Source organism: Niallia sp. M35 (assembly GCF_050971705.1).
GTDB classification, from domain to species: domain Bacteria; phylum Bacillota; class Bacilli; order Bacillales; family Cytobacillaceae; genus Niallia; species Niallia circulans_A.
The window spans coordinates 224,687-239,474 of record NZ_JBPCEP010000007.1 but is presented as its reverse complement, the minus strand read 5'-3'; the positions used below and the strand labels follow the sequence as shown (position 1 = coordinate 239,474).

Annotated in this window: 16 protein-coding genes and 1 riboswitch; of the genes, 7 read left to right on the top strand and 9 right to left on the bottom strand. The window is 35.3% G+C overall.

Annotated elements, in window-relative coordinates:
* Positions 1-120: 120 nt before the first annotated feature.
* From NiCM35_RS11645 to NiCM35_RS11635, 3 genes are all read right to left on the bottom strand, one after another.
* The gene (locus NiCM35_RS11645; protein WP_095330166.1) at positions 121-1,416 is read right to left on the bottom strand and encodes an NCS2 family permease; all 1,296 of its coding nucleotides are present in this window, start codon (positions 1,414-1,416) and stop codon (positions 121-123) included.
* Between the two features lie 152 nt (positions 1,417-1,568).
* Positions 1,569-1,670: riboswitch (purine riboswitch) on the bottom strand.
* Between the two features lie 146 nt (positions 1,671-1,816).
* Complete coding sequence (locus tag NiCM35_RS11640; protein WP_095330167.1) at positions 1,817-2,149, bottom strand: DUF3889 domain-containing protein; 333 nt, start codon at positions 2,147-2,149, stop codon at positions 1,817-1,819.
* Positions 2,150-2,173: 24 nt separating this feature from the next.
* Complete coding sequence (locus NiCM35_RS11635; RefSeq protein WP_144546724.1) at positions 2,174-3,178, bottom strand: M14 family zinc carboxypeptidase; 1,005 nt, start codon at positions 3,176-3,178, stop codon at positions 2,174-2,176.
* A 205-nt stretch (positions 3,179-3,383) separates the two neighbouring features.
* Between NiCM35_RS11635 and NiCM35_RS11630 the strand changes: the two genes are divergently transcribed.
* Positions 3,384-3,629, top strand: a complete 246-nt coding sequence (locus NiCM35_RS11630; RefSeq protein WP_061797721.1) for a YhdB family protein — start codon at positions 3,384-3,386, stop codon at positions 3,627-3,629.
* A 283-nt stretch (positions 3,630-3,912) separates the two neighbouring features.
* Here the strand turns inward: NiCM35_RS11630 and NiCM35_RS11625 are convergent, their stop codons facing one another.
* Entirely contained in the window at positions 3,913-5,451 is a 1,539-nt protein-coding gene (locus NiCM35_RS11625; protein WP_095330169.1) for a bifunctional GNAT family N-acetyltransferase/carbon-nitrogen hydrolase family protein, read from the bottom strand.
* A gap of 210 nt (positions 5,452-5,661) precedes the next feature.
* Between NiCM35_RS11625 and NiCM35_RS11620 the strand changes: the two genes are divergently transcribed.
* Both NiCM35_RS11620 and NiCM35_RS11615 read left to right on the top strand, forming a co-directional pair.
* The gene (locus NiCM35_RS11620; RefSeq protein WP_095330170.1) at positions 5,662-6,108 is read left to right on the top strand and encodes a disulfide oxidoreductase; all 447 of its coding nucleotides are present in this window, start codon (positions 5,662-5,664) and stop codon (positions 6,106-6,108) included.
* Positions 6,105-6,578, top strand: coding sequence for a thioredoxin family protein (locus NiCM35_RS11615; RefSeq protein WP_095330171.1), 474 nt, complete (start codon positions 6,105-6,107; stop codon positions 6,576-6,578). Before NiCM35_RS11620 ends, NiCM35_RS11615 begins: the two co-directional genes overlap by 4 nt.
* A gap of 101 nt (positions 6,579-6,679) precedes the next feature.
* Here the strand turns inward: NiCM35_RS11615 and NiCM35_RS11610 are convergent, their stop codons facing one another.
* Positions 6,680-7,087, bottom strand: coding sequence for a DUF5365 family protein (locus tag NiCM35_RS11610; RefSeq protein WP_095330172.1), 408 nt, complete (start codon positions 7,085-7,087; stop codon positions 6,680-6,682).
* Between the two features lie 174 nt (positions 7,088-7,261).
* Between NiCM35_RS11610 and NiCM35_RS11605 the strand changes: the two genes are divergently transcribed.
* The gene (locus tag NiCM35_RS11605; RefSeq protein WP_095330173.1) at positions 7,262-8,185 is read left to right on the top strand and encodes an RluA family pseudouridine synthase; all 924 of its coding nucleotides are present in this window, start codon (positions 7,262-7,264) and stop codon (positions 8,183-8,185) included.
* A gap of 67 nt (positions 8,186-8,252) precedes the next feature.
* On the opposite strand, the gene NiCM35_RS11600 is transcribed toward NiCM35_RS11605, so the two are convergent.
* The 4 genes from NiCM35_RS11600 to NiCM35_RS11585 all read right to left on the bottom strand — a co-directional run bounded on the left by NiCM35_RS11600 (position 8,253) and on the right by NiCM35_RS11585 (position 10,817).
* Complete coding sequence (locus NiCM35_RS11600) at positions 8,253-8,507, bottom strand: GlsB/YeaQ/YmgE family stress response membrane protein (protein ID WP_061797736.1); 255 nt, start codon at positions 8,505-8,507, stop codon at positions 8,253-8,255.
* A 259-nt stretch (positions 8,508-8,766) separates the two neighbouring features.
* Complete coding sequence (locus NiCM35_RS11595) at positions 8,767-9,597, bottom strand: aldo/keto reductase (RefSeq protein WP_095330174.1); 831 nt, start codon at positions 9,595-9,597, stop codon at positions 8,767-8,769.
* Between the two features lie 110 nt (positions 9,598-9,707).
* Complete coding sequence (locus NiCM35_RS11590) at positions 9,708-10,547, bottom strand: oxidoreductase (RefSeq protein ID WP_123259214.1); 840 nt, start codon at positions 10,545-10,547, stop codon at positions 9,708-9,710.
* 99 nt (positions 10,548-10,646) lie between these two features.
* Positions 10,647-10,817 (bottom strand): hypothetical protein, encoded by a 171-nt coding sequence (locus NiCM35_RS11585; protein WP_433779579.1) that lies wholly within the window; start codon positions 10,815-10,817, stop codon positions 10,647-10,649.
* Between the two features lie 286 nt (positions 10,818-11,103).
* Here NiCM35_RS11585 and NiCM35_RS11580 point away from each other — a divergent pair, with 286 nt between their 5' ends.
* The 3 genes from NiCM35_RS11580 (at position 11,104) to NiCM35_RS11570 (ending at position 14,752) form a co-directional block, all read left to right on the top strand.
* Positions 11,104-11,721, top strand: a complete 618-nt coding sequence (locus tag NiCM35_RS11580; RefSeq protein WP_047942753.1) for a DUF47 domain-containing protein — start codon at positions 11,104-11,106, stop codon at positions 11,719-11,721.
* 14 nt (positions 11,722-11,735) lie between these two features.
* A complete protein-coding gene (locus tag NiCM35_RS11575) occupies positions 11,736-12,734 on the top strand; it encodes an inorganic phosphate transporter (protein ID WP_095330175.1) in 999 nt (332 codons plus the stop codon).
* Positions 12,735-14,179: 1,445 nt separating this feature from the next.
* A complete protein-coding gene (locus tag NiCM35_RS11570) occupies positions 14,180-14,752 on the top strand; it encodes a YitT family protein (RefSeq protein WP_433779577.1) in 573 nt (190 codons plus the stop codon).
* Positions 14,753-14,788: the final 36 nt, after the last annotated feature.

Genomic DNA, 14,788 nt, shown 5'->3' with positions numbered 1-14,788 from the left:
GGGAAATAAGAATATCGTACAAAAAAAGGATAGATAGAGCGAATTCCTTCCACTCTTCTATCCTTTTTCTTTCAATGCATATACTGTATGATATTTTATCATCCTTCCCTACTTAAAGCTTCACACGATAAAAGCAAAGTATAAAATAAATAACAAGCAAAGTACATACATAATTGGATGAACTTCTTTATAACGCTTTTGTGATACTAAACATATTGGATAAAAAACAAATCCTAATCCAATCCCGATTGCCACACTAGAAGTAAGAGGCATCATAATAATTGTTAAAAAGGATGGAATGACAATTTCTAACTTCGTCCAGTCTATTCTCCTAATTTCCATGGCCATTAATGCCCCTACCACAATTAATGCAGCAGCTGTAACTTCCACTGAAATAACGGCAACAAGTGGTGAAAAGAACAATGCGATTACAAAACAAGCTGCAATGACGACAGACGTAAAGCCTGTTCTTCCTCCGACAGCAATACCTGCCGAAGATTCAACACTCGTTGCAGGTGTCGATGTGCCTAAAATAGCCCCAATGGCACCGGCAGCAGAATCGGCAAGCAGCCCTTTACCGATATTAGGAATCTTATTATCCTTCATCATTCCAGCTTGACTAGTTAAGGCAATTAATGCACCTGCAGTATCAAAGAAGGCAACAATTAAAAAGGTAAAGATAACTGTCAGTATTTCTGGCGTAAAAATCTCATCTAAATGAGAAAATACAACACCAAATGTTGGTTTAAGGCTTGGTATATCTCCAACAACCGAAGAAGGAACTTCTATTAATCCAAAAATCATTCCCACAATCGTAGTAATGACCATGCCATAAAAAATCCCGCCGTTAATGCCGCGTACTAACATAACAATTGTAATGACAAGACCTATAATTGCCAGCAGGGTCATAGGAGAAGTAAAATCACCAATCGAGACAAATGTATCTGGATTACCAATAATAATTCCACCATTTTTCAACCCAATAAACGTAATGAAAAATCCAATTCCAGCAGCGATTGCATGTTTTAAACTCGCTGGAATGATATTAATAATCTTCTCGCGGATTTTCATTAAGCTTAATAGCATAAAAATGATGCCTGCAACAAAAACACCCGTTAAAGCGACCTGCCATTCTATTCCCATTCCAATACATACAGAAAAAGTGAAGAACGAATTCAGGCCCATACTAGGTGCGATTGCGATTGGAAAGTTAGCAAGTAAACCTATAAGTAATGTTCCGATGATCGCAGTGAGCGCAGTTGCTGTGAATACAGCCCCGCTATCCATTCCGGATTGGCTTAAGATAATTGGATTTACAACTAATATATATGCTATCGATAGGAAAGTTGTTATTCCTGCAAGTGTTTCCTGTGCATAAGAAGTGTTCCGTTCTGCAAATTTAAAAAAGTCTTTCATGTTGTAGTCTCCTATTTGCTAAATTATAGATCGATAGGGAGTGATTCTAAGATTAGTTTTACCACTAATTCATTTTATTTTCCCATTAGATAATAAAAAAAACTTTGACCCTTATTAGGTCAAAGCTTTTCTACAAAACGGAATAAAAATGTTATAAAATTCCCATTCCTTGTAGACAAGCTATTTATTGGTAGCTGGTAGAAACTTTCAAGCCATATTCTTGAATTTATACAAGGTCTATCTATTCTTTTTAAAAACAATAGGAGAATGATAACAAGATTAATTTATTATGTCAATAGTATAAATTGGAATAGAATTGTCTTGTAACAAATGCAAAATACTGAGAATTGAAAGCAAACCAACTCGGAAAAAGCCATAAAAAGTACCATTTCGGTCTTTTTTATGGCTTTGCTTCTTCTACTACTAAGGAGATGAATTTATCATTTTTGATACTATGATTCACTGTAACGATAACTGTTTTTTCCTTTCCACCCTCTTTTACAAGAAATTGAAAGGAATCTTGTTCTTCTTGCGGAGATATTTTTTTGCGTCCTAAATATTTATAATCAGTTACAGACTCTTCTGGATAATCTGCCTTTACTACAGCCATTGCAACAGACCCAAATTTCTTATAATCTAACTCTTGGACAGCTAAATGATGGGATGGAAACATAAATGCCATAACTAATACTGATATGGTAACAATAAGAACGGATAAAGATTTAGTCTTCATATTTACCTCCAATGTTTTTTCTTATTATGAATCTCCCAGCATTTTTTTATGTATCGCATCTATTTTTTTGGCTTCCTCAATCAGCGTTCTGGGAATGGTTTTATTTCTGGCCCATTCTTTAGAAAAGTTTGTCAAGGAAGGGTGGCGCTCATCTACCAATGGACATATTTCAATTGTATATGCGGGTAAATGATAGGTCGTAATAAACCAATCTGTAAATCCACCCCCTACGGCGTCTTTAGGTGGAACCCCAAGCTTGTACCCAGTTTCTTTTGCGAGAACTTCTGCAATCATCCGATCTCTGTCCTCATTCACTCCATTATTATATTGCCAAAAAATCTCCTGACCAGAAGAATGGTAAGCAACCGCAATCGTTGGTTTTATTTTTTCTGTTAACTCGACAATGGCTTGTACCTCTTTTGCTTCAAATGGAGCTTTCCCTTTATAATTTTTATAAAAAGGTTCTTTTTTGGAATCCTTTATATACTCCCATCCAGCAGGATATTGTCGATTTAGATCCACTCCTAGCCCATTACTTTTCCAACGCGTAAAATCATTTAGACCGCCATTCATCTTCTTTATTTTTCTTTTCGAGAAAAACGGAAATTTGTTGATTTTCCCCTGTTGAATGGTGACTCCATCTGGATTGATCATTGGTACAATCCAAATCGAATAGGAACCAAGAAAATTGTCTCCATTCTTTATTGTCCCTGCAATATCCTCTGCCATTTTCATCGTTAATAAAGAAGTAATCCATTCCCTTCCATGATGTGCACCTGACAAAAGGATACTTTTCTTTCCTGTCCCTATTTGAATCGCATAAATTTTTCGACCAAATTCTGATTTTCCAATCGCATGGACTTGGAGCTGTTTCTTATATTTACTTTTTAAAATCCAAACATCATCTTGAAAGTTTTCGTATGTATACACTTCACTCGTATCAACAACTGATTTCGCATAGGACTCCTTTGTATTTACACAAAGAAAGACTGAGATTGCAGTTAGAATAATAATAAGTCGCCTTTTCATAATAACCCCTTTTTTCTTTATATTGTGGATATATAGGAGTCCTTATTCATATTACGTTGAATTAATTCTCACATGAAACCACAAGAATTATACAGGTAAAAACAGAAAACCCTTTTAAATCAATATAGCCAACTTTTAGTGGGTAACATTCTTACCTTTATCCATATAATATAATCATCTCCTTCCCACATAAGGAGGCATAAAGATGAACAAAACAGATTATGATCGAGCCCTATACTATACTCATCGATCAGAGTGGGATAATCTTCTCATATTGATGGTAAGAACCCATGATAACTTTCTCTCAAAAAAAATTGAACAATTTCTGCATGCCTACAACTTTGAACATGATTATTCTGTCATAGAAAAACATTTATATTCCTTATTACGCTACATCGATCACGCCAACGATTTAGCCGAAGAAGAATGGATTCACACAACTACCATGTAATAGATAGAATCCCACCAAAAAACCACGACACTTCAGTCGTGGTTTGAGTTTGTCGACAAAAAGATATTGGCGAAGTAAGAATTACATTTTTATGTGTTGATTGGAGTGGAGGGGGTGAGACTCCTGTGGGATTAGCGAGACAGTCTGAGACCCTGCAGGCTGTAAGCAGACCGCGGCTCAGCGCGAGCCCCACGGAAAGCGAACCCCCGAAGCGGAAAGCAACATCCTAATAATTCAAAGAGATTAGTTTTACCTGTTCATTTCATATTACATCTATAATTGATTACTTCTTATATTCAATTCGGTATACGTCAAAGCGTCTATCTTTTAATTGGCGGACTGTTCCTCTTTGTCGTTGTCTTCTTAGTATTTCTAAATCTACATCTCCGATCATAACCATTTCTATATTTGGGTTTGTTTCCCCAACAATCCCATCTCGTGCAAATTCAAAATCAGATGGCGCGAAGATAGCCGATTGGGCATATTGAATATCCATATTTTCTGTTTGTGGTAAATTACCGACAGTCCCAGCAATCACCGTATAAACTTGGTTTTCTACAGCTCGAGCTTGCGCACAATACCGGACACGTAAATAACCTTGGCGATCTTCTGTACAAAACGGGGTAAAAATAATTTTCGCCCCCATATCGGTTGCAATCCGGGCTAGTTCTGGAAATTCAATATCATAGCAAATTTGAATCGCAATTTTCCCACAATCTGTATCAAAAACCCTGACGGCATCTCCTCGTCTTATCCCCCACCATTTCCGCTCATTAGGCGTTATATGTAATTTATATTGTTTCTCAATCGTGCCATCACGTCTAAAAAGATAGGCAATATTATAAATTTCTTCATCATCTTCTTTCACAAAATGAGAACCACCGATAATATTAATGTTATAGCGAATTGCTAAATTAGTGAAAAGCTCAATATACTGCTCTGTATATTCTGTTACCTTTCTAATAGCCGTACTTGGAACACGTTCATCCATAAACGACATTAATTGCGATGTAAGCAATTCAGGAAATACAACAAAATCTGATTCCCCATTGGATGCTACATCTGTATAATACTCTACCTGATTGGCAAAATCCTCAAAACTCTTTATCTGTCTCATCTTATATTGAACAACGCAAATCCGCACAGGATAACTGCTTTTGAAAAAACGTTTAGATTTTGGCATGTATTCTACATTGTTCCATTCCATAATCGTTGCATAGCTTTTCGATTGGGCATCATCTGGTAAGTAATTTGGATTAATCCGCATTAACGTAAAACCATTTAATAATTGAAAGGACAGTACTGGATCATATATTTTATGATGAAGTACTTCTTGAACATATTCTCTTGCTGTCATTTGGTCTTCATATTTATAATAATTCGGTATTCTACCGCCAATGATAATACTTTGTAAATTCAGCTGACGCACTAACTCTTTTCTCGCTTCATAAAGACGGTGTCCTATTTTCATTCTTCGGTATTCTGGATCTACCATTACCTCAATTCCATAAAGATTATAGCCATGGGGATTATGATTTGTGATATATCCGCCATCTGTCACTTCATCCCATGTATGGCGGGCATCATATTCGTCAAAATTTATAATCAAGCTAGAGCATGATCCAATAATTTCCCCATCATATTCTGCAACAAATTGTCCTTCTTGAAAAATCTCAATATGGCTTCTTAATTGATCCTTTGTCCACGGATCCATGCCTGGAAAGCACTCCGCTTGAAGCTTCATGATTTTATCAATATCCTGAAATTCTGTGTTTCGGATAATGAGTTTTTTCTCAAATTTCGATAAATCCAATTTTGGCATACTATTTTACTCCCTTATGTATGATCTTCTTAATCCATACTCTACATTTTATTTACTATTTTTACATTTCCCCATTTTTTTCAGATATAATCTCTCTCCTTTTGGAATTCTAGTTTGTTTACATCAATTCCGATTACCTTTATACTTTTTTTATAGTGAAAATATTTCTATCAATTTTAGGAATCAATAAACACAATAAAGGAGAATCTTATGGAGGAAAAAACAAAGCAAAAGGATTCACGGGAGAACATTTTATATTTGGCATGGATTGCAGCTGTCCTCAGCATGTTTGGCAGTCTCTACTTTTCCGAAATTAGAGAATTTGTTCCATGTACTTTGTGTTGGTATCAGCGTATTTTAATGTACCCGTTTGTGATTATTTTAGGAATTGCGGTAATTCGAAAAGATTACAAAATCAGCTTTTATACCATGATTCTTTCTGGGATTGGCGCATGTGTTTCCATTTATCACTATTCCATCCAAAAGTTAGCTAGCATCTTTGAATCGTCATCAGCCTGCGGACCAGTTTCTTGCACAGGTGAGTACATAAATTGGTTAGGTTTTATCACGATCCCCTTTATGGCGCTAATTGGATTTATCATTATCTTTACTTGCAGCCTTATTATTTGGAAAAAAACAAAGGAGATGAATGAATGAAAAAAGTCCTGTTTTTCCTTGTCTTTATTATTATTTTATTTGCTGGGGTAGCTTTTTTATCTCATATGAAAAAAGAAAAAGCTGTGGAAGGCAATATCTATAAGAAAGCAGATCTGGAGCCAGCTACAGTTGAATTATTAGAGAATCCTAATTACCAAAATATCATCCTTCCTGATGAACTCGAGGAAAAATTAAAAAACGAGGAAGATGTGACCGTCTATTTCTTTAGTTCAGAATGTCAATATTGTTTAAAAACTACTCCTGAATTAATGCCACTTGCAAAAGAATTAAATGTATCGATTGATCAATATAATTTATTGGAATTTGAGGAAGGCTGGGATAAATACAATATCGAGTCAACTCCTACTATTGTCCAATACAAAAATGGAAAAGAAGTAAGCAGAATTAATGGCTACAAAGAACCTGCAGTCTTTAAACAGTGGCTCGAAGAATACAGTGTGAAAAAATAAGGGTGCTAAAAAATTTTGTATAAAAAAGGCCATCGTCTTTCTATTGACTGCGATGGCCTTTTTCCTTTCCTAAAGAATAAGCAAAAGGAAGTTAGAAAAAATTAAAGTAAGTATGAATTATTTGCCTCTGCATACATACTAAAATTCACTTGATTGCAGGAATCCCCGTTACTGCTTGATCTAAAATTATCTAAATGGAAGGGAAAGAATATATCCAATTCCTCGAGAATGTGGACATTTTTTGCAAAAACTTGTTTATATTTGTGCTTATTCTCTGGATCCTCCAATATGTTCACAAGGGTTTGAAGACTGGCAATTACTTGATAAGATGTTTTTAATGTGCTTAATAACTGCGCTTTTTCTGGAGTAATAGCTAAAACCTTTAATCGTTCGAATTGATTAATTTCCTCATCTGAAAAGTAAAAAGGAAATACCTTCGAATAAAAGGTCTGAATCAACTCATTAATTCTTTCCTCTTGTGTTGGTGTTGATGCAAATACGACTTTCATGAAATGAAACACCCTCTTTATTTCTTATAAATTTACTCAACCTAACTGTTACCCATAGTCTAACATATCCCCAAAAACCATTTCTGTGGTAATTAAAACCATGATATGATAACTAAGTTATATTTAAGACACTTTTATCATTCATTCGTATAAAAAACAAAGGAGATTTTATGTATGATATATGAAAGAAAAGGAGACTGGCTACTGCTTAAAATCCCTGTGCAATGGGAAGGATTATCAATCGAGGAGTTCTTTTCACAGGTTTTACTTGCTTCAAAAAAGCAAATTCATCTATTTAAAATGGAGAAAAAAGTTCAATTAAATAACCAAAATGTTCCATGGAATTCCATGCTTAAGCAGGAAGATATTTTAAAAATTAATCTCTTTCAGCAGCAGCCTAACAACATTATCCCAATTTATATGGATCTTTCTATTCTTTATGAAGATGATTTCCTTTTAGTCGTAAACAAACCTGATTCCATCGATACCCATCCTCATTCTCCCGAAGATACTTCTTCCTTATTAAATGGTGTGGCCTATCATCTATTATTAAGTGGAGAAGAAAGACAATTAAAGCATATCCACAGATTGGATCGGGATACTACCGGGTGTATTCTTTTTGCCAAACACGATTTAGTCGCTAACATGCTTGATTATCTATTAAGAGAAAGAAAAATTAAAAGAACGTATATCGCTCTTATTGAGGGTTTTTTAGCACAGAAAAAAGGAACGATTAATAAGCCAATTGGGAAAGATCGACATCATAGCAGCCGTCGAAGAATTTCAGAAACAGGCCAACAGGCAATCACCCATTTTAAACGAATCAAGCGGCTGCCGTCTGAAGATTTAACCCTTATCTCTTGCACTTTAGACACGGGCAGAACACATCAGATTAGAGTCCATTTAAGCTCCATTAAGCATCCCCTTGCCGGAGACAAACTTTATGGCGGGAAACCAATGTTCCATCGACAAGCACTTCACGCGGCGAAAATTCAATTCACCCACCCTATCTCGCAGGAACAAATTACAGTCTTTGCTCCGCCATTAGACAATCCGCCGATATTCCCTAATGAAGATTGGGAAGAATTGCTAAGTTAAAGGGCATGTTTTCAACAAAAAAAAAGGAAATGGCTTAAGAAAGCTCATTTCCTTTTTTCTCTATACTTTATGTTGTTTTACGCATACCACGCATAATCAGGCTTAGAATAAATACTAAAACGACTGCACCGATAATGCTCGGAATAATGGCGAAATCAGCAATGGATGGACCCCAATCTCCTAAAATTAATGATCCTAACCAAGCTCCAACAAAACCGGCAATAATATTACCAATAACTCCACCAGGAATATCTTTACCAGTAATTAATCCTGCTAACCATCCTATAATACCACCTATTATTAATGACCATAAAAATCCCATATTTAACACTCCTTTTTCTTATAGTGTTGATATTTTTCAATGAGATAGTGAAAAACATGCTGCAGCAATGATTTTTCCGTACGGTTTATTTTCACTATCTGCTTGTACTTATATTTACCACCCTTTGAGTCTTTTAAACATAACTATTACATTCATTGTTTTAAGAAGATTCATTTAAGTGCTTCCTAACAAAAAATCTACGCCTAATTAATTAGGCGCAGACCTTTTGTTTGTTCCGTTTTATAGTCTTTAAATTTAATTAAAATAATAATTCATCTGGATTACTGCCAAGTCTTTCATTCATATTTAAGCGATCGATTTGATCCATTTCCACTAAGCTTAGTTGAAAATCAAATATCTCTGCATTTTCTTTGATTCTTTCTGGATGAACAGACTTAGGAATTATAATATTTCCATGTTGCAGATGCCAGCGTAAAATAACTTGAACAGGGGTTTTCTCATGCTTTTTCGCAATATAATTAAGTGTCGGTTCATTTACTAACCGACCTTTGGCAATCGGCGACCATGCTTCCACTTTGATATCTTTTTTCTTGCAATATTCTCTTACGCTCTCTTGGGAAAGCCTTGGATGTAATTCAATCTGGTTAACAGTTGGCTTCTCATTTGCATTTGCAAGTAAATGTTCTAAATGATGTTCATGAAAATTACTTACACCAATAGCTCTAACTAATCCTTCTTTATATAATTTCTCAAGTGCTTTCCATGTTTCCACATATTTATCTTTTCCTGGCCAATGAATTAAATATAAATCTAGGTAGTCTAAGTCTAATTTTTTCAAACTCGTTTCAAATGCTCTTAAAGTGGAATCATATCCTTGATCATCATTCCATACTTTAGTAGTAACAAATAACTCATCTCTTTGGATAGCGCTTTCTTTTATCGCTCTGCCTACTCCTTCTTCATTCTTATAAATGGCAGCAGTATCAATAGAACGATAACCAAGATCCAAAGCAGTTTTTACTGTTTGGAATACGGTGTCTCCCTCTTCTACTTTAAAGACACCAATCCCTAATTGTGGTATTTCTACTCCATTATGTAGCGTCACTTTCTGTTCGATGCTATTGACCAAACAAAACACCTCCAAAAATCAGAATTATCCATATAATAACACTTATTTGAATACTTCTCTATAAATATGAATTATTCCTTTTAAAAAATTGCCTGCTTCCTAATATATTTTTATTTTAAAATATATAGAACGATTTTCTCCCACCACTTCCATGGCACAATATGCTTGAAAAAGATTGTACCTTTTGTTCCTTTTCCAACTACATAACGTAATCTTGGATGTTTTTTCTTTGCAATAGAAACTACCTTTTCAGCTACCAACCTTGGATCTCCATTTTTTTTGCTGCTATTATGTAAATATGTATCGAGCTGTTTCATATACGAATAATAAGGTGAAGAAGACAAGGTAGATTTTTCAGCAATTTGCTTCCCTGTTGTCCAAATATTTGTTTGAAAAGAACCAGGCTCTACTAGAACGACTGGAATAGAAAATGGAGCTAACTCCAATCTTAAGGCCTCACTCCATCCTTCTAGTGCAAATTTAGAGGAAACATATGGGGATAAGCCTGGAAATCCAATTTCGCCACTTATGCTGCTTATATTAATAATCATTCCTCTCCGCTGCTTTCTCATAAACGGAAGAACACATTGCGTTACACGAATCGCTCCAAAAAAATTCGTATCCAGCTGACGTTGATATTCTTCGATTGATATCTCCTCTGAAAAACCGGCTCCTGCATAGCCGGCATTATTTATCAGTAAGTCAATCTGGCCTATTCTCTGTACATATAAACTTAAGTTTTCTACTGATTGCTCAGAAGTAATATCTAAAGAAACTATGTCTATATTAGAGATTATCCCCATTTTTGTTGCTTCTTCTACCAACTGCCTACTTTTATTCCTATCTCTCATCGATGCTATAACTGTATAGTTCGCTTTTGCAAATTCTATTGTCATCCATTTCCCAAATCCACTATTTGCTCCTGTTATGAGGACTACTTTTTTCTCCACTTTTTCCCCTTTTCCTGCCACATATTCTCATCTTCACATGGACATTATATTGACTGTTGTTCTTATTAACGCTTCTTTTCTATATTAAAACTTTTTGATTCACAGAGTGGATTGGACTTGATCTTCCCCTCCTAATAAGGAATCTCCTTTCTTCTCGATAATCGTATTATTAGTTCCTGTAATGTCCATTGTAATATATAGAACTTGTTTATGGGATTCTGTTCTCTTCCTATAAGCCATATCTTTCTCGAATAATAATAATTTCATCATTAACAGTGGCTCTCCTTCTTATTTGGACATTTTGCTATTACTTTATTATATATAGAATTGGACACAATATTAGGATAGAGCTATGAAAAAGCACTCAATTTCCTGGAGAAAATTATTAAATTAATGAAAATATTGTAAAAAAGTAATGTAGTTTTCTTAAAAGTTTGTAAACCAAATATTAAGTTTTTGTAAATTTCTTTTCAAAATACTATGCTATTCGACAACTTTCCTATAAAATATGTAAGGCTTAGTCATAATTTGTTATATATTAATGGAGGTAACCATAATGGTTTTTAAAAAACAAGATAAGTTTGCTGTTATGTTAAAAAATATCGCTTCAAATTTAAAAGAAGGAGCAGACTTTTTTGCTGACTATAAGCTAACAAATGTTAGCGATTTAAAAACTTTTTCTGAAACAATGAAGGAAATTGAAACAAAAGGTGATACATATGTTCATGAAGTTATCACAGAATTAAATAAAGCCTTTATTACGCCGATTGAAAGAGAAGACATTCTAGCTCTTACAATGAGTATGGATGATGTTTTAGATGGTCTTGAGAGTACTTCTGCACTTTTCGAAATGTACAATATCATTAGTGCAGATGAATATATGCTGCGTTTTGTGGAAGAAATCAAAAACTGTGCAGTAGAAATTGATAAAGCAGTAGATTTACTTACAACTAAAAAATTACCTAAAATTAGAGAATATGCAATTAGAATTAAAGATCACGAATCAAAATGTGATGGCATTTTACGACAATCGATTAAAAACCTTTTCTCTGTAGAAAAAGATCCGATTCGTATTATCCAATATAAAGAAGTGTATGAAAATCTTGAGGATATCGCTGATTACTGTCAAAGTGTTGCCAACACACTTGAAAGTATCATTATGAAGAACGCATAAGGAGTCTTTTTCCAATGAATACATTATTAATACTTACAATTTTAATCGTTGTCTTTGCCTTAGCATTTGATTTTATTAATGGCTTTCATGATACAGCCAATTCCATTGCTACTGCAGTATCAACAAAAGCACTAAAACCAAAGCACGCCATTATTATGGCAGCATGTATGAACTTTATTGGTGCGATGACCTTTACTGGTGTGGCAAAGACAATTACAAAAGGAATCGTAGATCCTTTTCAATTAACAAATGGTTCTCTCGTTATCCTTGCAGCATTGATTTCTGCTATCATCTGGAATTTAGTTACTTGGTATTTTGGAATACCGAGTAGTTCTTCCCATGCAATTATTGGATCAATCGCTGGAGCAGCAATTGCTTCTTCTGGTTTCTCCTCCCTTAATTATACTGGGTTTATTAAAATCATTGAGGCATTGATTCTTTCGCCTATCATCGCCTTTATTGTTGGTTTTACTATTTACTCCATTTTTAAATTCTTTTTTAGGGATTTAAATTTAACAAAAACAAATAGACGTTTTCGCTATTTCCAAATATTCACAGCAGCATTGCAGTCTTATACACATGGTACAAATGATGCTCAAAAAGCCATGGGGATTATTACGATGGCTTTATTAGCTAATAATTATGTTTCAACTGGTGAGGTGCCATTTTGGGTACAATTTGCCTGTGCTACTGCAATGGGACTAGGGACTTCTGTAGGTGGCTGGAGAATTATCAAAACCGTTGGTGGAAATATTATGAAAATTCGACCAGTAAATGGGGTAGCAGCTGATTTATCAGGAGCAATGATCATTTTCGGATCGACCTTAATTCACCTTCCAGTTAGTACAACCCATGTTATCTCTTCTTCTATTCTCGGTGTTGGTTCTGCGCATCGCTTAAAAGGAGTTAAATGGGGAACAGCACAACGAATGATTATTACATGGGTTATTACATTGCCAATTTCAGCAAGTATCGCTGCAATTTGTTACTATATCCTGCATTTCTTTTTTTAAGTAAAAAATTATCATATACGGCTTAATAAATGGCCATAAGAAACATCTTCACCTAATTGGGTAAAGATGTTTTTCTTATTTAAAGCGACCCTTTAAAAGTTAAAAAGTGCTGGAAGAGAACTGATATCTAAGAAAAAAAAGCCACTTTTAGTTACTTTAAATAGTTCGTAGCTTTTTGTGTGTATTTTATGATGAGCTTGTGCACATTCTTTGATTGAACACCTTTTTTTCTTGCAGCCGAGCAGTTTTTGGCTTTCATTCTCTTTATGAACACCACTTTTTCTTACAGCCGAGCTCTTTCTGGCTTTCATTCTCTTTATGAACACCACTTTTTCTTACAGCCGAGCTCTTTCTGGCTTTCATTCCCTTTATGAACACCTTTTTTTCTTGCAGCCGAGCAGTTTTTGGCTTTCATTCCCTCTATGAACACCACTTTTTCTTGCAGCCGAGCTCTTTCTGGCTTTCATTCCCTTTATGAACACCACTTTTTCTTACAGCCGAGCAGTTTTTGGCTTTCATTCCCTTTATGAACACCACTTTTTCTTGCAGCCGAGCTCTTTCTGGCTTTCATTCTCTTTATGAACACCACTTTTTCTTGCAGCCAAGCTCTTTCTGGCTCTCATTCCCTCTATGAACACCACTTTTTCTTGCAGCCGAGCTCTTTCTGGCTTTCATTCCCTTTATGAACACCACTTTTTCTTGCAGCCAAGCTCTTTTTGGCTTTCATTCCCTCTATGAACACCACTTTTTCTTGCAGCCGAGCTCTTTCTGGCTTTCATTCCCTTTATGAACACCACTTTTTCTTGCAGCCGAGCAGTTTTTGGCTTTCATTCCCTCTATGAACACCACTTTTTCTTACAGCCGAGCAGTTTTTGGCTTTCATTCCCTCTATGAACACCACTTTTTCTTACAGCCGAGCTCTTTCTGGCTTTCATTCCCTTTATGAACACCACTTTTTCTTGCAGCCGAGCAGTTTTTGGCTTTCATTCCCTCTATGAACACCACTTTTTCTTACAGCCGAGCTCTTTCTGGCTTTCATTCTCTTTATGAACACCTTTTTTTCTTGCAGCCGAGCAGTTTTTGGCTTTCATTCCCTCTATGAACACCTTTTTTTCTTGCAGCCGAGCTCTTTCTGGCTTTCATTCCCTTTATGAACACCACTTTTTCTTGCAGCCGAGCTCTTTCTGGCTTTCATTCCCTTTATGAACACCTTTTTTCTTGCAGCAAATAAATGCTCGCAATCTTCTGTTATTTTATTTCGCTAAATCACCAGTTTATAGAATTTAATAGCAAAAGTAGTACTTTTTCCTATCTTACTTCTAACTTCCATATTCCCAATTGCTCGATCAATTTTCATCCTGCTTGTCCGATTAAGTTCTTCTATGTTCGCGTTTTTAAACATATGTATAAGATGAGTGGACAAGGAATAGATAGGATGATGTTTAGTGATAGAAAAAATAGCGGCGATATTTGTAGGGAGCTTATTAATAGGCATTGGGGTAAATAGATTTTTAGTCCCTCATCATCTGTTAGATGGGGGTATAATTGGAATCGGCCTTATTCTTCACTATCACTACGAGATTCCCACAGGTCTGTCTATGATTCTTTTAAGCATTCCATTATATATTGTGGTGTGGTTTTATAATAGAAAATACTTTATTTATGGCATAATTGGCTTCCTTGCTTCCTCCATCTCTATTGATTTCCTATCTTTTTTACGTGATTTATTTTCACTGAAGCTTGTATTAAGTGCCATTTTAGGTGGAGTGATTATCGGCATAGGGATTGGCGTAATGCTTCGATTTGAGACCAGCACTGGAGGGACTGATCTCCTTGCCCAAGTCCTATCAAAGATCCTTTCTATTCAGGTAGGCTTCATCATTTTTCTAATAGATGGGATCGTTTTAGCCAGCGGCTACAAAATAGTTGGGCCGACAACTTTTTTAGCTTCTTTCTTAACTATTTTCTGTGTGGCTGTGTTTACAACTTTATTATCTAAAAACTCCCCTATAAAATAAGGAGAGGTAGCTATTACCTCTCCTTCCACTTGCCTT

What these genes read in the sequence shown, in the direction of transcription:
- NiCM35_RS11645 (WP_095330166.1), bottom strand. Translation starts at nt 1,416, where the DNA reads ATGAAAGACTTTTTTAAATTTGCAGAACGGAACACTTCTTATGCACAG.
- NiCM35_RS11640 (WP_095330167.1), bottom strand. Translation starts at nt 2,149, where the DNA reads ATGAAGACTAAATCTTTATCCGTTCTTATTGTTACCATATCAGTATTA.
- NiCM35_RS11635 (WP_144546724.1), bottom strand. Translation starts at nt 3,178, where the DNA reads ATGAAAAGGCGACTTATTATTATTCTAACTGCAATCTCAGTCTTTCTT.
- NiCM35_RS11630 (WP_061797721.1), top strand. Translation starts at nt 3,384, where the DNA reads ATGAACAAAACAGATTATGATCGAGCCCTATACTATACTCATCGATCA.
- NiCM35_RS11625 (WP_095330169.1), bottom strand. Translation starts at nt 5,451, where the DNA reads ATGCCAAAATTGGATTTATCGAAATTTGAGAAAAAACTCATTATCCGA.
- NiCM35_RS11620 (WP_095330170.1), top strand. Translation starts at nt 5,662, where the DNA reads ATGGAGGAAAAAACAAAGCAAAAGGATTCACGGGAGAACATTTTATAT.
- NiCM35_RS11615 (WP_095330171.1), top strand. Translation starts at nt 6,105, where the DNA reads ATGAAAAAAGTCCTGTTTTTCCTTGTCTTTATTATTATTTTATTTGCT.
- NiCM35_RS11610 (WP_095330172.1), bottom strand. Translation starts at nt 7,087, where the DNA reads ATGAAAGTCGTATTTGCATCAACACCAACACAAGAGGAAAGAATTAAT.
- NiCM35_RS11605 (WP_095330173.1), top strand. Translation starts at nt 7,262, where the DNA reads ATGATATATGAAAGAAAAGGAGACTGGCTACTGCTTAAAATCCCTGTG.
- NiCM35_RS11600 (WP_061797736.1), bottom strand. Translation starts at nt 8,507, where the DNA reads ATGGGATTTTTATGGTCATTAATAATAGGTGGTATTATAGGATGGTTA.
- NiCM35_RS11585 (WP_433779579.1), bottom strand. Translation starts at nt 10,817, where the DNA reads ATGATGAAATTATTATTATTCGAGAAAGATATGGCTTATAGGAAGAGA.
- NiCM35_RS11580 (WP_047942753.1), top strand. Translation starts at nt 11,104, where the DNA reads ATGGTTTTTAAAAAACAAGATAAGTTTGCTGTTATGTTAAAAAATATC.
- NiCM35_RS11575 (WP_095330175.1), top strand. Translation starts at nt 11,736, where the DNA reads ATGAATACATTATTAATACTTACAATTTTAATCGTTGTCTTTGCCTTA.